Origin of the sequence: Nocardia sp. JMUB6875 (assembly GCF_041154655.1) — a bacterium.
GTDB lineage: Bacteria > Actinomycetota > Actinomycetes > Mycobacteriales > Mycobacteriaceae > Nocardia.
Map to the genome: position 1 here is coordinate 13,786 of NZ_BAAFGR010000088.1, position 18,137 is coordinate 31,922.

General features: G+C 67.4%; 19 protein-coding genes. 5 read left to right on the forward strand and 14 right to left on the reverse strand.

What is annotated here, in order from left to right; genetic code table 11:
• The first annotated feature begins 14 nt into the window (after positions 1–14).
• Together ACAM49_RS22480 and ACAM49_RS22485 are read left to right on the forward strand one after the other, a co-directional pair.
• Positions 15–1,919 carry an alkyl/aryl-sulfatase gene (locus ACAM49_RS22480; protein WP_369637534.1) on the forward strand — a complete coding sequence of 635 codons (1,905 nt, stop codon included), beginning with the start codon at positions 15–17 and terminating at the stop codon, positions 1,917–1,919.
• Positions 1,920–1,939: 20 nt separating this feature from the next.
• On the forward strand, positions 1,940–3,103 hold the full coding sequence (locus tag ACAM49_RS22485) for a PucR family transcriptional regulator (protein ID WP_369637516.1): 1,164 nt from the start codon (positions 1,940–1,942) through the stop codon (positions 3,101–3,103).
• Between the two features lie 15 nt (positions 3,104–3,118).
• Here the strand turns inward: ACAM49_RS22485 and ACAM49_RS22490 are convergent, their stop codons facing one another.
• A complete protein-coding gene (locus tag ACAM49_RS22490; RefSeq protein WP_369637517.1) occupies positions 3,119–3,772 on the reverse strand; it encodes a TetR/AcrR family transcriptional regulator in 654 nt (217 codons plus the stop codon).
• A gap of 151 nt (positions 3,773–3,923) precedes the next feature.
• Between ACAM49_RS22490 and ACAM49_RS22495 the strand changes: the two genes are divergently transcribed.
• Positions 3,924–4,868 (forward strand): oxygenase MpaB family protein, encoded by a 945-nt coding sequence (locus ACAM49_RS22495; RefSeq protein ID WP_369637518.1) that lies wholly within the window; start codon positions 3,924–3,926, stop codon positions 4,866–4,868.
• A 16-nt stretch (positions 4,869–4,884) separates the two neighbouring features.
• On the opposite strand, the gene ACAM49_RS22500 is transcribed toward ACAM49_RS22495, so the two are convergent.
• Both ACAM49_RS22500 and ACAM49_RS22505 read right to left on the reverse strand, forming a co-directional pair.
• Positions 4,885–6,351: an alpha/beta hydrolase gene (locus tag ACAM49_RS22500; protein ID WP_369637519.1), complete on the reverse strand. Its 1,467-nt coding sequence runs from the start codon at positions 6,349–6,351 to the stop codon at positions 4,885–4,887.
• 86 nt (positions 6,352–6,437) lie between these two features.
• A complete protein-coding gene (locus tag ACAM49_RS22505) occupies positions 6,438–6,944 on the reverse strand; it encodes an O-acetyl-ADP-ribose deacetylase (protein WP_369637520.1) in 507 nt (168 codons plus the stop codon).
• 119 nt (positions 6,945–7,063) lie between these two features.
• Between ACAM49_RS22505 and ACAM49_RS22510 the strand changes: the two genes are divergently transcribed.
• The gene (locus ACAM49_RS22510) at positions 7,064–7,459 is read left to right on the forward strand and encodes a hypothetical protein (protein WP_369637521.1); all 396 of its coding nucleotides are present in this window, start codon (positions 7,064–7,066) and stop codon (positions 7,457–7,459) included.
• A gap of 11 nt (positions 7,460–7,470) precedes the next feature.
• Here ACAM49_RS22510 and ACAM49_RS22515 read toward each other — a convergent pair whose 3' ends face one another.
• From ACAM49_RS22515 to ACAM49_RS22550, 8 genes are all read right to left on the reverse strand, one after another.
• The gene (locus ACAM49_RS22515) at positions 7,471–7,872 is read right to left on the reverse strand and encodes a hypothetical protein (protein WP_369637522.1); all 402 of its coding nucleotides are present in this window, start codon (positions 7,870–7,872) and stop codon (positions 7,471–7,473) included.
• Positions 7,873–7,905: 33 nt separating this feature from the next.
• Positions 7,906–8,979, reverse strand: a complete 1,074-nt coding sequence (locus ACAM49_RS22520) for a calcium:proton antiporter (protein WP_369637535.1) — start codon at positions 8,977–8,979, stop codon at positions 7,906–7,908.
• A gap of 240 nt (positions 8,980–9,219) precedes the next feature.
• A complete protein-coding gene (gene thpD / locus ACAM49_RS22525; RefSeq protein ID WP_369637523.1) occupies positions 9,220–10,125 on the reverse strand; it encodes an ectoine hydroxylase in 906 nt (301 codons plus the stop codon).
• Positions 10,126–10,137: 12 nt separating this feature from the next.
• Positions 10,138–10,527, reverse strand: coding sequence for an ectoine synthase (locus tag ACAM49_RS22530; protein WP_369637524.1), 390 nt, complete (start codon positions 10,525–10,527; stop codon positions 10,138–10,140).
• Positions 10,527–11,798 (reverse strand): diaminobutyrate--2-oxoglutarate transaminase, encoded by a 1,272-nt coding sequence (gene ectB / locus ACAM49_RS22535; protein ID WP_369637525.1) that lies wholly within the window; start codon positions 11,796–11,798, stop codon positions 10,527–10,529. The genes ACAM49_RS22530 and ectB overlap by 1 nt, the downstream gene beginning before the upstream one ends.
• Positions 11,795–12,331 carry a diaminobutyrate acetyltransferase gene (gene ectA / locus ACAM49_RS22540; protein WP_369637526.1) on the reverse strand — a complete coding sequence of 179 codons (537 nt, stop codon included), beginning with the start codon at positions 12,329–12,331 and terminating at the stop codon, positions 11,795–11,797. The genes ectB and ectA overlap by 4 nt, the downstream gene beginning before the upstream one ends.
• 107 nt (positions 12,332–12,438) lie before the next feature.
• Positions 12,439–13,164, reverse strand: coding sequence for a response regulator transcription factor (locus ACAM49_RS22545; protein ID WP_369637527.1), 726 nt, complete (start codon positions 13,162–13,164; stop codon positions 12,439–12,441).
• Between the two features lie 185 nt (positions 13,165–13,349).
• Positions 13,350–14,039, reverse strand: a complete 690-nt coding sequence (locus ACAM49_RS22550) for a L,D-transpeptidase (RefSeq protein ID WP_369637528.1) — start codon at positions 14,037–14,039, stop codon at positions 13,350–13,352.
• A gap of 42 nt (positions 14,040–14,081) precedes the next feature.
• Here ACAM49_RS22550 and ACAM49_RS22555 point away from each other — a divergent pair, with 42 nt between their 5' ends.
• On the forward strand, positions 14,082–14,627 hold the full coding sequence (locus ACAM49_RS22555; RefSeq protein ID WP_369637529.1) for a YaeQ family protein: 546 nt from the start codon (positions 14,082–14,084) through the stop codon (positions 14,625–14,627).
• A gap of 17 nt (positions 14,628–14,644) precedes the next feature.
• Here the strand turns inward: ACAM49_RS22555 and ACAM49_RS22560 are convergent, their stop codons facing one another.
• The 3 genes from ACAM49_RS22560 to ACAM49_RS22570 all read right to left on the reverse strand — a co-directional run.
• Entirely contained in the window at positions 14,645–15,145 is a 501-nt protein-coding gene (locus ACAM49_RS22560) for a winged helix-turn-helix transcriptional regulator (RefSeq protein WP_369637530.1), read from the reverse strand.
• Positions 15,142–17,391: a molybdopterin-dependent oxidoreductase gene (locus tag ACAM49_RS22565; protein ID WP_369637531.1), complete on the reverse strand. Its 2,250-nt coding sequence runs from the start codon at positions 17,389–17,391 to the stop codon at positions 15,142–15,144. Before ACAM49_RS22565 ends, ACAM49_RS22560 begins: the two co-directional genes overlap by 4 nt.
• Positions 17,392–17,431: 40 nt before the next feature.
• On the reverse strand, positions 17,432–18,137 hold a 706-nt coding region (locus ACAM49_RS22570; protein ID WP_369637532.1), incomplete at its 5' end, for a pentapeptide repeat-containing protein.

Here is an 18,137-nt window from a genome sequence, read left to right on the forward strand (position 1 = left end):
AGGAGATGTCGAAGATGACCGAGGCCAGCGAACCCACCGCCCACATCATCGCCGCCAACCAGCGCGCGCAGTCCGAGCTGCCGTTCGCGGACGACGCCGATTTCGCCGACGCCGCCCGCGGGCTCATCGCGCGGCTGGAACCGGGCGTGATCACCGATGACGCGGGAAACACGGTGTGGGACGGGGATTCCTACGACTTCCTGGGCGGCGACTGTCCCTATTCGGTGCATCCGAGCCTGTGGCGGCAGTCCGAACTCGCCTCGCAGCAGGGGCTGTTCGAGGTGGTGCCGGGCGTGTACCAGGTTCGCGGCTTCGACATCTCGAACATGACGCTCATCGAGGGCGAGACCGGCGTCGTCATCATCGACCCGCTCACCACCCGCGAGACCGCCGCGGCCGCGCTCGCGCTCTACCGCGACCATCGTGCGCACCGGCCGGTCACCGGCCTGATCTACACCCACTCCCACATCGACCACTTCGGCGGCGCGGAGGGCGTCATCACCGCCGAGGACGCGGCCTCGGGCCGCTGCCCGGTGATCGCCCCGGAGGGTTTCCTCGAGCACGCGGTCGCCGAGAACATCTTCGCGGGCACCGCCATGGCCCGCCGGGCCGGATACATGTTCGGTACCGCCCTGCCGCGCGGGATCAAGGGCACCGTGGGAACCGCACTGGGACAGACGATTCCGGTCGGCACCGCCGGGATCATCGCGCCCACCCTCGACATCGTGGCGAGCGGGCAGGAGGTGACCGTGGACGGCGTGCGGCTGGTGTTCCAGCTGACCCCCGACACCGAGGCCCCGGCCGAGATGAACATCTTCCTGCCCGAGCAGCGCGCATTGTGCATGGCGGAGAACGCCATTCACACCATGCACAACCTGCTGACCCTGCGCGGCGCGCTGGTGCGCGACGCCCACAACTGGGCCAAGTACCTCACCGAGGCCATCAACCGCTACGCTCGCAACTCCGATGTGGTGTTCTCCTCGCATCTGTGGCCTACCTGGGGCACCGAGCGGGTCGTGAAATTCATGGCGCTGCAACGGGACATGTACGGGTACATGCACGATCAGACGCTGCGCAGGCTGAATCAGGGCCTGGTCGGCACCGAGATCGCCGAGGACTTCCCGCTGCCGCCCGCGCTCGAGAACACCTGGCACACCCGCGGGTACTACGGCACGCTCAGCCACAATGTGAAGGCCATCTATCAGCGGTATATGGGCTGGTACGACGGGAATCCGGCACATCTGTGGGAGCACCCGCCGGTGGAGAACGCCAAGCGGCACGTGGAATGCATGGGCGGCGTGGACGAGACCCTGCGCAAGGCCCAGAGCGCCTATGACGCGGGCGATTACCGCTGGGCCACGCAGCTGCTGAACTATGTGATCTTCGCCGATCCGGAGAACGCGGAGGCGAAGGCCATGCAGGCGGCCACCTTCGAGCAGCTGGGCTACGGTGCGGAGTCCTCCACCTGGCGCAATGTGTATCTCTCCGGCGCGTACGAACTGCGCAACGGGACCTTCGGCACGCCGACCAAGTCGAGTTCGGCCGCGTCCATGCTCTTCGGGCTGACCATCGAGCAGATCTTCGACGCCATGGCGCTGCGGGTGGACGGGCCCAAGGCCTGGGATCTGTGCCTGGTCGTGGACTGGCGGATCACCGATCAGGGCCGGGTCCACCGCACCGAGATGAGCAACGGCCTGCTGGTGCACTACGACCGCTTCGAGGGCGACGGCCTGCCCGACGCTGATGCCGTCTTCGAGCTGTCGCATCCGACACTGATCCGAATCCTGTTGATGGACAAGGACTTCCCGGGCGCGGTCGCGCGCGGCGAGCTGTCGGTGCAAGGCGATGTGACCGCGCTCGGCGGCCTGGTGGCGGCCCTGGACGAACCGGACCCGGACTTCGCTATCGTCACTCCCTGACACCGACGCAGGGAGGTCTCATGGCCGAGGCCCAGAAGTTCATCGATGCCTGGCACGAGCGGGCGGTCGCGCTGATCGCGAACTTCGCGATCGGCGCACCGCCCTATGACGTGCTGCCGACCTCCATGATGGACGCCGATTTCCTGCCCGCCGCCGAGCTGAATATCGAACTGTTCTTCCGGTTCCTGCGCACCGGGGAGGAGCCGAGCGAGGCCGATACCGAACCGCTGGTGGCGCGGGCGGTTTCGCTCACCCGCGACGGGATGCCCATGGTCGAGGCGCTCACCAACTACCGGGTGGGGCTCACGTTCGTATGGAATCAGGTGGTCGGGACGCCCACGGCGGAGGAGGCAGTCACCGCGTCGACGAGCGCGTTCCGGCTGGCCCAGTACGTGGCGCTGATGACGAGCCGGATCGCCGACGCCTGTGTCGACGATGTGCGGCAGTCGCGTTACGACCGGATCGAGCAGCATCGGGCCATCGCGGAAGCGCTGCTCACCGGCGGGGATCCGTACGAATGGGCCGAGGACGCGGCGGTCACGCTGGTGGATGCCTATGTGGTGGCGGTGATCCGGCTCGGCGACGCGCCGCCCGGCATCCTGACCGAGTTGCGGCGGCGGCTGGCCGGGATAGCGGGCAGCTTTCTCTACCGCGACAGCGGCGGCTGGACGACGCTGCTGCCGCTGCGCTCGGCCGCCGACGAACGCGCCGCCATCGACAGCCTCGCCGAGATCCTCCGGCCCAAGACCCGGGCCGCGAAACCCGCCATCTGGGTGGGCGTTTCGGCCGCCCCGACCCGCGACGGGCTGCCCGCGGCCTTCGCCGAGGCCCGGGTGCTGGCCGAGACCGGGCGGGCGCTGCGACGGCCGGGCATGATCTGCCGGCGCGAGGACATGGTCTTCGAATACGCCATCGCCACCTCGGGGGCGGCCGGGAATCTGGTGCGGGTGCTCGATCCGCTCGACGGGCAGCCGGTACTGAGTGAGACCCTCGAGGTGTTCATCCTGCAGGACTTCAACCAGAACGGCACGGCCCGTGAGCTTTCCGTGCACCGGAACACGGTGACCTACCGGCTCACCCGGATCGCCGAGCTGACCGGGTACGACCCGCAGACCCCGGCGGGGATCTCGACGCTCATGAGCGCCCGGGTGGCCCGGCAGTTGAACGAGAACGGGCGCGGCTAGTCCGGCGGGGCGCGATCAGGCCGAGGCCGCGCTGCCGACGAGGAGCTGGACGATGGCCTGGACGAAGCCCTCGATGCGCTCGCGGGGATAGGTGTCCGGATCGCTGACGGCCAGCCGCCCCAGCATTTCGGAGATGGTGAGCAGGGAATTCGTGATCAGGCCGGAATCCATTCCCGCCCAGCGCGGATCGGCGATCAGGCCGATCCGGACCAGCGCCTCGGCCTGATCGAAGATGCCCGCGCGGGAGCTGCGGATGGCCTCGCGGTATTCGTCGGGGGCGTTGCCGGGACCGGCGAGCAGCAGCCGCCAGCGGGTCGGATTGCTCAGTGCCACATCGACGAACGCCTCGACCGTGGCGGAGGCGGCCACGACCGGGTCCGCGCCGAGCAGATCGGTCGGCAGGGTGTCGGCGACCTGTTCGAGGGCACGCTCGCGTTCGCGTTCCAGCAGCGCGGCGACAAGGTCGGCGCGGGTCTTGAAGACCGTGTACAGCACCGGTTTGCCGACGCCCGCCTCGGCGGCGACGGCCTCCATGCTGAGTTCGTGCAGTTCGGCCTTCTCCAGGACCGCGAAGGCGGCGTCGAGCAACTGGGCTCGGCGCTCTTCGGGGGGCAATCTGGGCGCGTAGCGCCGACGCGGCCGATCCGCCGTCGCAGGGGGTTTGCTCACTGCCGCTCCACCTTCACCGGCCCATTCTGACATCCGGGTTCCCGAGGTCACGCGCCCGTCCCAAGTAAAGCTACGCGCCCGTTGTATTCAGCGCCAGTAATTGCTACGGTTGCGTCATATTGCACGGGATCGAGCCCAGCGAGGAGCCCCAGTGACCTTCGATCCGACCACACTCCGCCGCGACGACTACGGCTTCTTCGGCCCGGATTCGCCGAGCTGGAAAGTCTGGACCTCGCCCACCGCGGTGATCGGCTTCCAGCGCGCGGTCACCCTGGAGTTCTTCGACCCGTTCCTGACCGCGTCCGTCGCCGACACCGGCAAGATCTACTCCGATCCGCGCGGCCGCCTCGACGCCACCTTCGCCTACTTCCTGATCGTGGCGATCGGCGATTCGCGCACCGCCATCCAGGCCTCCGAGCACCTGATGCAGGTGCATTCCAAGAGCACCGGCATCGAGCCGATCACCGGGCGGCGCTACAGCCCCAACTCCCCCGACACCCAGCTCTGGATCCACATCACCGGCTGGCATTCGGTGCTCAAGGCCTACGAGATGTTCGGTCCCGGACTGACTCCCGAGGAGGAGGCCCGCTACTGGCAGGAGTGCCGGATCGCGGCCGAACTGCAGACCTGCAAGCCCGCGGACGTGCCGGTGACCCGCGAGGGCGTGCGCGAGTACTACGCGAATGTCCGTGCGAGCCTGTGCAGTTCGGAGCGCGCCCAGGAGGGCATGCACCAGATGCTGTTCACCTCGCCGAAGAACGGCGCGGGCTGGACCTACGCCCTCGGCGCCCGGCTGCTGTCGTTCGCCTCGATCGCCACCCTGCCCAAGTGGATGCGCAAGCTGGGCGGCTACGACCGGCCCGCCATCGTGGACTTCCTGGTGAAACCCGTTGCCCGCATTCTGGTTTGGATGTTCACGCTGTTCAACAAGCTGGGCTTGATCCTGGCCGCACCGATCATCGCGCCGATGGCCGGGCAGATCCTGGAGCAGCACCTGAAGGCCGGTGTTCCCACCCGCGCCGAGACGGTGACCCCGGCCGAGGCGCGTGAACTCTACGGCAGCCAGGGTCATCGAAGCGCCTCCGCCGCAAGCTGATCCTGCGGTCGGGACCTCAGCGGCAGATGAGGTCCTGATCGGGACGGGCGCCGTCGCGCAGGAATCGCTCGACGGCCTCGTTCGCACACGCGACGGGGGATGGATAGGCCCCGTGCCCGCCCGCGTCCACCGAGACCATGCGCGCCCGGTCCCCGAACGCCCGCCGCAGATTCTGCGCACCGCTGTAGGGGGTGGCCGGATCCCTGAGGTTCTGCACCATCAGCACATTCGAGGGGCCCGAGGAGGTCACGACCGTTCGCGGTGCGGCCGGATACGGCCAGGTCGCGCACGGTGAGTATCCGTGCGGCATGCCCGCGGTGAGCGGGTACCGCGCCCGGTCCGCCGTGACGGCGGTCGCGTAGTCATCGACCGTCCTGGGCCAGGCCACGTCATTGCACAGTGTCGCGATCATGACGGCGGTGGTGCGCTGCGCGATGTCGACGGGTCGTGCGGGCTGGGCGGCGGGCAACGTCGCCGATTTCTCGGCCGCGTTCATCAACCGGGCCAGCCGGGGGAACTGCTTGTCGTCATACAGCACGTTGAGCAGTGACTGCCGTAATCCGTTGCCGCTCAATACTCCTGTCTCGGATCCCGGCCACGGCAGCGGCTCTCGATCCAATCGCGCCGCGAGCGCCAGGAACTCGTCCCGCACGGCCTCCGGTGTCGCCGCGACCCGGTCCGCATTGCCTTCCGTCGCGGCCCAGCGGGCGAAGTCCGGGAATCGATCCTCCGCGCCGACACCGTAATTCGCCATCCACCCCTGCTCGACCCGGTCGGGATCCGGATCGTCATTGCTGTCGAGCAGTACGCGGTCGGTCCGGTCCCCGAACATCGTCGCGTACACCGACAGCACATACGTCCCGTACGAGGTGCCCCAGGCGCTTATCTTGTTCTCCCCCAGTGCCTCTCGAATTCGATCGAGGTCACGTGCTTCGGTCCGGGTTCCGATCGACCGCACCATCGCTCCCCCATTGCGCACGCAGGCGTCCGCGATCCGGTTCTCCGTCACGACATTCCCGGCGATCCCGCCGTCGGCGTCGGGCCACGGCCAGATGCGCTCCAACGCCAGATCCTGCTCCGCGAGATGACAATTCGCCTCGGTACTGGAGCCCAGTCCCCGCGCGTCGAATGCGACCAGATCGTATTCGTCGCGCACCGACTCCGGCAGCTCCTTGCCCCGGCTGCTCGGCAGCGCCAAGCCGCTGCCCCCGGGCCCGCCCGGAATCAGGAACAGGACACCGCGCCGCCGTTCCGGATGCGCACTGCGAATCCGTGACACCGCGAGGGAGATCTGCTCCCCCTCCGGCTTGTCGTAGTCGAGCGGCACCGAGACGGTCGTGCACTCCTGGCGCGAATCCAGCCCTGCGCCTTGGCAGGTGGTCCAAGTCAATGCCGCAGCCGACGTGCCCTCGCATGCCGTCACCGCGGACATCACCAACGCGGCCAGTCCCAGCGTCGCTCCGATACGAACTGTTCTCCTCATACCGTTGACGCTAGGAACGCGAACCCCGCGCTGACGTCACCCCGCGGTGGCGGTCCCGACTACCCCCGCAGTACTACGCACGGTGGTCACAGTGCCGCGGTGAAGGCTTCGTAGGCATCCGGTCCGAACAGTACGAATCGCGCTTCCCGGACCGCGGTGTCGACCGCCCGCACGGTCTCGATCGCGATGCGGGCGCCGTCGTCGATCGGCCAACCGTAGATCCCGGTGGAGATGGCCGGGAAGGCCACGGTCTCGGCGCCCAATTCATCTGCCACGCGCAGTGATTCGCGATAGCAGGAGGCCAGCAGCGCCGAGCGGTCCTCCTGCGCCGACCACACCGGCCCAACCGTGTGGATCACCCATCGCGCCGGGAGATTCCCTCCCGTCGTCGCGACGGCCTGCCCGGTCGGCAGGCCCTTCCCGTAGTGCGACGCCCGCAACTCCCGGCACGCCGCCAGGATCGCCGGACCGCCCTTGCGGTGAATGGCCCCGTCGACGCCCCCGCCGCCCAGCAGCGACGAATTCGCCGCGTTCACCACGGCATCCACCTCCTGCTCGGTGATATCGCCACGGACCAACACGAGTTCGACCATGCGGCCATTGTCGCCCACCGCCCGGCGTGAAACGCCAGCGTTGCGTAATTGAACGAAAACAACCCTCTCGGATAGGCTCGGAGCAGGCGGGACGCACCGAACGAGCCGAGGGTGATGCCATGAGGGAAGCGTTCGACGCTTGGAAGCGGGCCGTGACCCGGGGGGCCAGTACGCGAGCGATCGCGGAACGGCTGGATACGAACGGGCCCCGGGTGAAACGGCATTTGGAGGAGGCGGATCCGCCGGTCGCGGATACCGTCATCGAATTGGCGCGCGCGTACGGGGCCAATCCGGTGGAGGGGCTGATCGCGGCGGGGTTGATCACGCGCGGCGATGTGGATCATGCCGCAACAAAGGGCGTGCTCGCCGAGGTGCCGATGTTGCAGCTGCTGGAGGAGGCCGTGGAACGCGAGCGGCGCGCGGTCAAACGCCGCACGCCCGAGGATCGAGTGGCTGACAGCGAGGAGCGGCGCAATCGGCGGTTCCGGCGCAAGATCGCCGACGGGATGCTGTGACGGCGGCCGGGCTACTGCAGTAGCGTCTCCGAGCGCCACCGGTGCCCGGCGGGCAGGACCTCGGCGATCCGGTCGTCCAGACCGGCCCGCGGGCCGAACCAGATACGGACCGGGCCAACGTGATTGGGCATCAGGCTGGAGTTCTGGACCGCGAGGGCGGCGTCGTCGCCGACCGCGCCGCCGAGCAGGCGGATGGTGTGCAGCGCGTCCGGATGGTCGCCCTCGGCGGTGATCCGCAGCTCCGGGGCCAGCAGTACGGCCAGTGCCGCGTCGAAATCCGGTGTCTCCGGCCAGGTTCGGCGGTGGCCATCCACCGGCACGGTGGTGCCGAGCCGCAGCGGGTGCAGGTCGATGTCGGCCGCGGCGGCCTGCCAGCGGTAGGCCAGCTCATCGGGTTCGACTACCCAGTCCATGTGTAATCCGTTCTACGGTTTCCGATTTCGACCCTACGGGGCCACCGCCAGGAAGACGAAGGCGGCGAAGAGCGACAGGTGGACCGTGCCCTGGAGCAGGGTCGCGCGGCCGGGCACCACGGTGAGCATGCCGACCACCACGGTGATGCCGAGCAGCACCATCTCGGTCGCGCCCAGCCCGAGCAGCAGCGGTGTGTCGATCCAGATCGAGGCCACCGCGATGGCGGGAATGGTGAGACCGATACTGGCCATGGCCGATCCGAGCGCGAGATTGAGGCCCACCTGCACCCGGCCGCCGCGCGCCGCGCGGTAGGCGGCCAGCGCCTCGGGCAGCAGGACCAGCAGGGCGATCACCACACCGACCGCCGAGCGCGGCAGACCGGCGGCGTCGACACCGGATTCGATGGCGGGCGAGACGGCCTTGGCCAGTCCGACCACCGCGATCAACGCCGCGAACAGCAGCCCGGCGCTGACGCGAGCCTCCCGGGCGCTCGGCCGCTCGGCGTGCTCGTCCGGCTCGGTGGTGCCCGGCTCGACCGGGAGGAAATCCTCCTTGTGCCGCACCGTCTGCATGGCCACGAAGCAGCCGTACAGCACCAGCGAGGCGACGCCCGCGAAGGCCAGCTGCGCGGGCGAGAACTGCGGTCCCGGCTCGCTCGTGGTGAAGGTGGGCAGCACCAGGCTCAGCGTCGCCAGGGTCGCGATGGTGGCCAGCGCACCGCCGGTGCCCTCGGCGTTGAACACCGCGACCCGCCGCCGCAGCGCACCCACCAGCAGCACGAGACCGAAAATGCCGTTGCAGGTGATCATCACGGCCGCGAAGACGGTGTCGCGGGCCAGCGGCGCGGCCTTGTCCCCCGCCGAAACCATCAGCGTCAGAATGAGTCCCACCTCGATCACCGTCACCGCGATGGCCAGCACCAGAGCGCCGAACGGCTCACCGACACGATGCGCGACCACCTCCGCGTGATGCACCGCAGCCAGCACGGCCGCGAAAAGCAGTGCGAACAGCGGGATGTCGGCGAGCAGCGACAACTCCCGCCCCCACACGGCGGCGAGCACCGCGACGGCGAGCAAGGGGACGACGGTGGTCCAGCGCGTCAGCACGGACGGCCGGGTTTCGGCGGACTGCGGCATCTCGGTGAACTGCAAATGATTCCTCTGTGATCGCGGGACTTCGCATTCCGACGGTAGAGTGGAAATGTAACGTTCTGCAATCACATTGCACCGAATACGTTCCACGCGGTGGATCGTGAATCGCTTGATCACCAGCTCAGGGTGATAGTCGGGCGAATTCTGTGATCGCAACCACGTGGAACGACATCGGTATGCGGAATCACCGCTCGATCACACCAGCGGCGTGAAGTCCCGGTTGGCCAGGTACTCCGGGCGCGGATGCGGCGCGGCATAGGGCGACAGCAGGGTGTTCTCGACGCTGTTGAACACCAGGAACAGATTCGAGCGCGGGAACGGGGTGATGTTCCCGGACGAGCCGTGCATGAGGTTGGAATCGAACAGCAGCGCCGAACCGGCCCGGCCCGTGAACTGGGTGATGCCGTGCTTGCCGGCCAGGTCGGTGATGGCCTCCTGAGATGGCACGCCGACCTCCTGCTCGCGCAGCGAATCCCGGTAGTGATCCGGCGGCGTCTCGCCCTGACAGGGCACGAAGGTGCGATGCGAACCCGGCATCACCATGAGGCTGCCGTTGAACGGGAAGTTGTCGGTCAGCGCGATCGACAGGCTCACCGCGCGCGGGGCGGGCATGCCGTCCTCTGCGTGCCAGGTCTCGAAATCCGAATGCCAATAGAAGCCGGTGCCGGTGAAACCGGGCATGTAGTTGACGCGGGTCTGATGCAGGTACACCTCCGAACCCAGCACCTGCCGCGCCAATCCCGCGATCCGGCTCTCGCGCACCAGTTCCCCGATCAGCGTGCTGAACCGGTGCACATCGAACACCGAGCGCACCCGGTTGGACGCGCGCTCGATGATCACGCGCTCGTCCAGCAGCAGGTCGGGATCGCTTGTCAGCCTTTGGATCTCGGCGGCGACATCACCGACCTCGTACGGGTCGAGCAGCCCGTCGATGATGGCGTACCCGTTGTCGTCGAAGTCGGCGAGCGCCGGGGTGCCGATCTCGCCCCACACCGTGGGGTCGTCGCGGTCGATCGGCGGTGTTCCGGCCACCGTCCGGGTCCGGTAGCGATCGATGCGCGCATTGTCGGACAGCACCCGCGCATTGTCGGACAGCGTCATTGGCAAACCTTTCTAGTCGACGGCGACGAGCGGATAGACCCCGTGCTCGTCGTGCACCTCGCGCCCGGTCACCGGCGGATTGAATACGCACAGCATGCGCATCCGGGTGCGGGCGAACAGCCGGTGCCGTTCGTGGCCGTTGAGCAGATACATCGAGCCGGGGCCGAGCTCGTAGGTGACGCCCTGGTCCAGATCGACCAGGGTGCCGTCGCCCTCGACCAGCCAGACGGCCTCGATGTGGTTCTGGTAGTGGAATTCGTGGACGGTCTCGGCGTCGATGGTGGTCTCGTGGAAGGAGAAGCCGACCCCGTCGCCGCCCAGCACGATGCGCTTGCTGCGCCAGCCCGGACCCGCGACATCGCGGTCGGTGCCGGTGATCTCGTCGGTGGTGCGCACGATCATCAGCGCCCACCACCGATCACCGAATCCACCGACGCGGCAAGCAGTTCCAGGCCGTGATCGAGCTCGCTGTCGGTGATCGTCAGCGGCGGGAGCAGTTTCACCACTTCGTCCTCGGGGCCGGAGGTCTCCACCAGCAGCCCGCGCTGGAAGGCGGCGGCGCACACCTTCTCCGCCTGCGAGGCGTCGTCGAACACCACGCCGTGCACGAGACCGCGGCCGCGGGTGCTGATGCCGCCGAAGGCGGCGACCATGCCCGCCAGGGCGGTCTCGATGCGCTCGCCCTTGGCCCGCGTCGCACTCTCCAGACCGGCGTCGGCCCAATAGGTCTCCAGCGCCGCGGTGGCGGTCACGAAGGCCGGATTGTTGCCGCGGAAGGTGCCGTTGTGCTCGCCCGGCTTCCACAGGTCCAGTTCCGGCTTGAACAGCACCAGGGCCATGGGCAGGCCGTAGCCGCCGATGGACTTGGACAGCGTCACGATATCCGGTGTGACACCGGCCATTTCGAAGGAGAAGAACGGGCCGGTGCGGCCGCAGCCCATCTGCACGTCGTCGACGATGAGCAGAATCTCACGGGCCGAGCACAATCCGGCCAGTTTGCGCAGCCACTGCACGCTGGCGATGTTGACACCGCCCTCGCCCTGCACGGTTTCGACGATCACCGCGGCGGGCTGGTCCTGTCCGGAGGAGGCGTCGTCGAGGACCCGTTCCATCCATTCGAACGAATCATCTTGGGGGCCGGACAGATAGCCGTCGTAGGGCATCGAGGTGGCGTGCTGCAGCGGCACGCCCGCGCCCGCCCGCTTGGCGGCATTGCCGGTGACCGACAGCGCACCCAGGGTCATGCCGTGGAAAGCGTTGGTGAAGTTGAGGATTTCGGTGCGGCCGGTGGCCTTGCGGGCCAGCTTCAGCGCCGCCTCCACGGCATTCGCGCCGGTGGGTCCGGGGAACTGCACCTTGTAGTCCAGCCCGCGCGGCCGGAAGATGCGCTCGCGCAACGATTCCAGCAGCTCGCGCTTGGCGACGGTGGACATGTCCAGGCCGTGGGTGAGGCCGTCGCCGGCGATGTAGTCCAGCAGCGCCTGCTTGAGCACGGGATTGTTGTGCCCGTAGTTGAGCGCGCCCGCGCCGGCGAAGAAATCCAGGTAGTCCCGGCCGGTCTCATCGCGCAACCACGCGCCGGAGGCGGTATCGAACACCGTCGGCCATGAGCGGCAGTAGCCGCGCACATTAGACTCGAGTTCCGCGAAAACCGTCATATCGGGGGTTGTCATCGCCATTCCTCCTGAGGGGTGAGCGGTGCGATGCGGTAGAGATCCTCGGGCTGATGCCCGGTGGGGAACTGGTCGGCCGTGAACAGCGGGGTGCGGGTCAGGGCCGCGCCGCGGCGGCGCGCCAGCGAGGCGAACATGGCGACCGAGGCCGGATTGTCGGGGGAGATCGTGGTCTCGAGTTGCGTGATGCCCTGGGCCGCACAGGCTTCCACCAGGACGTCGAGCATGTCCACGCCCAGGCCGTGCCCGCGATGGGGGTGATCGACGGCCACCTGCCAGACGAACAGGGTGTTCGGCCGGGCGGGGCGGGCGTAGCCGATGACGAAACCGGCTACCTCGCCGTCGATTTCGGCGACCATGGAGGTTTCCGAGAAGTCCCGACACCACAAGAGGTAGGCGTAGCTGGAGTTGGTGTCGAGCACCCGGGAGTCCTCGGCAATGCGCCACAGCTGCGCGCCGTCGGCGAGCACGGGCTCCCGGATCTCGATGGTTTGCTGGGATATCGCGTCAAATTTGCTGATTGGGATCTGCATGACCATCTCAGCCTGACGATCAATCTTTGAGGTCTGCCATGCGAACTCATTGCGATCTCATGACGATCCGATGACTCCGGCGCACCGGCGCACCGCGCGGAATTCCGTTATTTCGGCATGTCGAGGCGATATCCGAGGCCGCGGACCGTCACCACGATGCGCGGGTCGGAAGGGTCGGACTCGATCTTCGTGCGTAATCTGCGGACGTGGACGTCGACGAGGCGTTCATCGCCGAAGAAGCCTTCGTCCCAGGCCCGTTCGAGCAACAGGGTGCGGCTGAGCACGCGGCCGGGATTGGCCGCCAATTCGCACAGCAGACGGAATTCGGTGATGGTCAAGGGCAGCTGATCGTCGCCGCGGCGGACCACGCCGCCGTCGGGCGAAAGCACCAGCGGCGCTTCGTCGTCGGACTCCAGCACGATCTCGGCCGGGGGTTCGGCCACCGGATCCTCGGGCAGCGCGCCCAGGCGGGGGCGACGGCGCAGCGCGCGGATGCGGGCGCTGATCTCCTTGACCTCGAAGGGTTCGGTGACGAACTCGTCGGCGCCCGCTTCCAGGGCCGCGACCACGTCGTGGGTGTCCTGACTGGCGCTGACCACCATGATCGGCACCTCGTGGGCGCGGCGGACCTCACGAATGCAGGTGAAGGCGTCCATCTCGCCCACCAGCAGGTCCACGATCATCACATCCGGCGCGCCGTAGCCACGCAGGCGCTCCAATGCGGCCTCGGCGGTGCCTGCCTCGTCGACGTCGTAGCCCTCCTGCTCCATTGCTGCCCGCAAGGAGCCGGTGACGCCGGTGTCGTCCCCCACGATCATCAGGCTTGCGCCCATATGTCCTTCATCCTTTCGCCCGGAGAACGCCCCGACGCGTTCAGCGGACAATCACCGGCGGTGCGGTGATCGCATTCGACTAGGTCGAATACCCGAACCTTAGTTCAGCGAAACATCCGCTAATTACGGGTGGGTGGGCGCAATTGCGACATTGTGAGAAGGGGCACAATGTGTTTCGACGGGAATCAGCTGGTCGCGGGGTGATTTTCGACGGCGATATCGATAACTGGACCGCGCGCGGGATCGAGCCAGCGCATTATCGCGTCCAAATCCTTTGCCGGGACCGCGACACAGCCTGCTGTGGGGTTGCCGTCGCCGACATGGAGGAAGTAGGCGGAGCCCGCGCCGGGGATCACCGGGGTGCGGTTGTAGTCGATGACCACGGCGTGGTCGTAGGCCGGGCCCGCCAGGCCCAGGTCCTCGCCGGCGGATTCGTCGAAGGGGCAGGTGCCGGGGGTGCAGGTCTGGAAGGTGTTGTAGTCCTTGGACTTCGGGTCGGAGACCCACCAGTCCGCGTCCGTCACGCGGCGGTACGGGAGCTTGGTGCCGTTGGTGGCGGCGATGCCGAATGCCTCTGTGAGCGACCAGGTTCCGGCCGGGGAGCGGGTCTGGGTCTCGCTAGTGCGGCCGATGCCCTGGCCTCCGATGTCTGCGCGGAGTGGGCCGATCGCGCGGACCCAGTGCGTGCCGGAGCGGTCCCAGGCGGTCAAGGTGGCGGTGGTCGCGCTCGGGGAATCCGACAACACGGTGATGAGCTGCTGAGCCGGGCCGTCGTAGGAGGGCTGGGCGTCCGGTTCGGAGTGGTTCCGGGCGCAGCCGACCGCGACGACCAGGACGATGCTGGTCAGGACGGCGGGTACCAGGCGGCGGGGCATAGTGGCTGTCAGTCTGCCGCACACCGATAGGGTTTCTGTCTTATGGCCCTCAACTCGACCGTCTACACCGTCAGCGTCCATCTGGCGGATGTTGACCGCAATGTCTACGAAGAGCTCGAGCTACGGGTCGCTCGGCATCCCTCCGAGACCGCGGAATACATGCTCACGCGGCTGCTGGCGTACTGCCTGGAGTACGAGGAGGGAATCACCTTCAGCGACGGTGGTGTCTCGTCTACGGACGAACCACCGGTGCTGGTGCGCGACCTGACCGGTCGGCTCACCACCTGGATCGATGTGGGCGCGCCGGATGCCGACCGCATTCACCGGGCCAGCAAACTGGCTGACCGGGTCGCCATCTACACCCATCGGGATGTGGCGAAGGTGCTGGCGGCGCTGCCCGCCAAGAAGATCCATCGGGCCGAGGACATTCCGGTGTATGCCTTCGATCGGGCGTTCATCGATGAGGCCGCGGCGCTGTTCGATCGGCGGAACAGCCTCACGCTGTCGGTCACCGATCGGCATCTGTATCTCGAGCTCAACGGCACGTCGTTGTCGACGCCCGTCGAAGAGCATCGGCTCGACGGCTAGCAATCGCCAAGACGGCCTTATTGATCGCCGAAACGGCCGGTGGCCAGAGCCTTGTCGCGAAGCTTCGGCGGGAAGCCGGGACCGAGCCGGGCCGTGATGTCCTTGTGGTGCAGCGGTTCCCGGCAGTGGGAGCAGACGACCTCGGCGTGGGTGTCGTGGTCGCAGGTGGTGTGGTGCAGGACGATCGGCTCACCCGATTCCGGTGCCAGGTAGCGGTCGCCCCACGCCATCATGGCCGCGATGACCGGGAAGAAATCGCGGCCCTGATCGGTCAGGCGGTATTCGTAGCGGACCGGGCGCTCCTGGTAGGGCACCTTGGTCAGCAGGCCGGTCTCGACGAGCCGGGTCAGGCGCTGGGTGAGGATATTGCGGCTCAGGCCCAGCGTCGATTCGAAATCGTCGAAACGCTTTGCGCCGTAGAAAGCTTCGCGCAGGATCAGCGGAGTCCACCAGTCGCCCAGCAGGTCCACCGTACGGGCGACCGTGCACGGCCAGTTCGCGAAACTCGTTCGTTTCATGCGGTCACGGTATCTAGGCGGGCGGGGACGTACTTGTGCCAGGGGGTGCCGACCCATTCGTCGCGGTCGTCGAAGGAGGTCAGCTCGTTCGGGGCCGTACCCGTGGTGACAGGGGTGCCGTCGGGGTCCGCGACCGACAGGCCGAAGCCGTTCGGGAGCGACAGGTGACCCGGGCGCATCCGATCGGTCGGTTCGACAGGTACCTGTGCCGTGCCGCGACGCGTCGTGATCTGAACCAGGTCGCCCGCGGTCAGGCCCAGGCGTTCGGCGTCGGCGGTACTGAGGCGGAGAGTGCCCGCCGCATCGCGCTTGCGCCAGGCCGGATCCCGGAAGATGGTGTTGGCGGTGAAGGCGCGGCGCTCGCCCGCGGAGAGGACGAACGGCCAGTCGGCGGTGTCCTCGGGAGCGTCCGGCAGGGTGGCGACCACTTTGAGGAGTTCCGGGATCTCCAGGCGGATCACGTTGCCGCGCACGCGGTTCCAGGTTTCGGCGTAGTCGTCCTCGGAGATGACGATGCCGTGTTTGCCCTCGAGGATCGCTTCGAACAGGCGCTCCCCCGCCTCCAAACCCGTTCCGTACCCGGCGCGTTCGACGCTGGCGGGGAACTTGCGGACCATGTTGTAGGCTGCGGCCCACAGCAGGGCGGCCGAGGCCGCGCCGTCGGGCAGGGTCTCGCCGAGGGTGCGGTAGAGCAGCACGGGAGCCAGTTTCGAGCGGGCCGGGTCGCCGAGTATGCCGAGGAAGGCCATGGCGAAGGCCTCGCGGCCCTGTGCCAGGGCGGCGCGCAGGGGCGCGTAGTCGGCCTCGCCCACGACACCGGCGGCTTCGGCCAGGCGGGCGTGGATCTCCGGCTCGGGCAGCACGCCCTCCGGGGCGGGGAGCACCGGGTGGCGGAGGTGGAAGATGTTGCGGGGGAAGTCGAAGTTGAAGAAGGTGGCTTCGTACTTCTCGAACTGGGTGGGCGCGGGCAGGACGTAGTCGGCCAGGCGGGCGGTCTCGGTCATGGCAACATCGATGACGACCACCAGCTCCAAGGCTTTCAGCGCCTCGCACATGCGGGCCGAATCCGCCAGGGAGTGGGCAGGATTCGCGCTCTCGATGAACATGGCACGGTAGCGGGCGGGGTGGTCGGTGAGGATTTCCTCGCTGATCACATTGCACGGGACCAGGCCGCTGACGATGTGCGCGCCGACCACCGGGCTCTTGGGACCCTCTCCTGCCGGGTGGCCGCGGTCGTGGCCGAGAGTGGTCAGGCCGGTGAAAGCGTATTGGGTGCCGGGCTTTCCGACATTGCCGGTAAGGATCCAGACGAGCTTCTCGACATAGCTGACGACCGTCGAGTAGCGGTTCATCTGCACGCCGAGGTCCTCGAGGGCGGCGACGGAACTCGCGGCGGCTAGGCGGTGGGTGGCGGCGGTGACCAGGTCGAGGTCGACATCGGCGATGGCGCAGTACTTTTCGATGGGGACCGCGCGCAGGACCGGGAGCACCTCGTCGAGGCCGGTGGTGTGCTCGGCCAGCCAGTCATGGTCGATCAGGTTGTCGCGCACCAGGATCGCGGCCATCGCCGAGAGCAGGTACACATCCGTGCCGGGGCGCAGTTGCAGATGAAAGTCGGCCAGCTCGGCGGTCTCGGTGCGGACCGGGTCGAGCACGATCATCGAGCGGGCCGGGTCCTTGGCAATCTCCTTCAACACCGTGCGGGCACGCGGAAACCCATGGGACTGATAGGGATTCTTGCCGATGAAGAACGCCACCTCGGCGTGCTCGACATCCGCGCGCATGGGATGCCCGGCCATGCGGGCACCGACCCAGAAGTCACCGGTCTTCTCCTGCGCCAGGGCACTGGAGCGGTACTTGATGCCGTAGGCGGCCATGGTCGCGGGAGCGTACGCACCACCCAGGTGATTACCCTGCCCACCACCGCCGTAGTAGAAGATCGACTCCCCGCCGAAGTGGTGCTTGACCTCCAGCAGCCGGGCCGACACCTCGGAAATCGCGGTGTCCCAATCGATTTCCTCGAAGCTCCCGTCCGCACGCCGCCGCAACGGCGAAGTCAGCCTGCCGGTGTGCCCGTTCTGGTACCGATCCAGCTGCAACGCCTTGTTGCAGGTGTACCCCTCCGAGGCCGGATGCAGCTTGTCGCCACGGATCTTCTCGAACGACCGGCCGTCCGGCCCCAGCAGCACCTGAATGCCGCAATTGCACTCACACAGGATGCAGGCCGTGGGCTTCCACTCCGTCATGTGAGGAGCGTAACCCCAGTCAGTTCACTTGCGCTACCCACTACCGATCTTTGACCACGATCCCGAAGGCTTGAGCGAAGACGGGGGCGAGTTCGAGCAGCTGCATATTGGTGACCGTCGCCCCGGACAGCGACTCGACGCCGCCCCCGATCCCGATCGAGCGAGCCTCGCGCAGATCCACGTTCTTCAACTTGGCATTGCGCAGCATGAGCCCGGTGACCTCCGACCCGGGAAACGTCACCCCGGTCAACTTGGCATCCATGATGTCCACATCGCGCAACACACAATCCACGAACGACACATCAATAAGCGTCGCCCCCCGCAGATTCACCGAATCGAACTTGCAGTTATGAAAGCTAACCCGCCGCAACGTCGCCCCAAACGCCTCCACCCCCGACAACGCCGCCATCACGAATTCCACATCCATCCAATTGGTTTCAGACAGATCAGTACGAATCCACCGAGTCCCCCGCAACCAAACATCGGTAAACCGCGAATACCGAAACATGCCGCCGGTAACCGTACTGTCGGTCACCGCACATTCACTGAACGCCACCCCGCGCACCTGCGGATCCTCGAGCGCGAGCCCATCGAAATGGGCACAGTCATACGCCCCCTCATCCCCCAGCGTTTCGCGCACCTCCAAAAACCGCGCAAACGACAGATCAGCCAACTCCCGAGGCATACCGCTTCCCATCCGTATCGACGAAAAGATCAACTCACCGAACCGCCCCCGACCGTACGCC

Coding starts and splice junctions, on each gene's coding strand:
- ectB (WP_369637525.1), bottom strand. CDS start 11,798: ATGACAACCCCCGATATGACGGTTTTCGCGGAACTCGAGTCTAATGTG.
- ACAM49_RS22565 (WP_369637531.1), bottom strand. CDS start 17,391: ATGACGGAGTGGAAGCCCACGGCCTGCATCCTGTGTGAGTGCAATTGC.
- ACAM49_RS22555 (WP_369637529.1), top strand. CDS start 14,082: ATGGCCCTCAACTCGACCGTCTACACCGTCAGCGTCCATCTGGCGGAT.
- ACAM49_RS22485 (WP_369637516.1), top strand. CDS start 1,940: ATGGCCGAGGCCCAGAAGTTCATCGATGCCTGGCACGAGCGGGCGGTC.
- thpD (WP_369637523.1), bottom strand. CDS start 10,125: ATGACGCTGTCCGACAATGCGCGGGTGCTGTCCGACAATGCGCGCATC.
- ACAM49_RS22515 (WP_369637522.1), bottom strand. CDS start 7,872: ATGGACTGGGTAGTCGAACCCGATGAGCTGGCCTACCGCTGGCAGGCC.
- ectA (WP_369637526.1), bottom strand. CDS start 12,331: ATGCAGATCCCAATCAGCAAATTTGACGCGATATCCCAGCAAACCATC.
- ACAM49_RS22545 (WP_369637527.1), bottom strand. CDS start 13,164: ATGGGCGCAAGCCTGATGATCGTGGGGGACGACACCGGCGTCACCGGC.
- ACAM49_RS22560 (WP_369637530.1), bottom strand. CDS start 15,145: ATGAAACGAACGAGTTTCGCGAACTGGCCGTGCACGGTCGCCCGTACG.
- ACAM49_RS22550 (WP_369637528.1), bottom strand. CDS start 14,039: ATGCCCCGCCGCCTGGTACCCGCCGTCCTGACCAGCATCGTCCTGGTC.
- ACAM49_RS22480 (WP_369637534.1), top strand. CDS start 15: ATGACCGAGGCCAGCGAACCCACCGCCCACATCATCGCCGCCAACCAG.
- ACAM49_RS22500 (WP_369637519.1), bottom strand. CDS start 6,351: ATGAGGAGAACAGTTCGTATCGGAGCGACGCTGGGACTGGCCGCGTTG.
- ACAM49_RS22530 (WP_369637524.1), bottom strand. CDS start 10,527: ATGATCGTGCGCACCACCGACGAGATCACCGGCACCGACCGCGATGTC.
- ACAM49_RS22505 (WP_369637520.1), bottom strand. CDS start 6,944: ATGGTCGAACTCGTGTTGGTCCGTGGCGATATCACCGAGCAGGAGGTG.
- ACAM49_RS22510 (WP_369637521.1), top strand. CDS start 7,064: ATGAGGGAAGCGTTCGACGCTTGGAAGCGGGCCGTGACCCGGGGGGCC.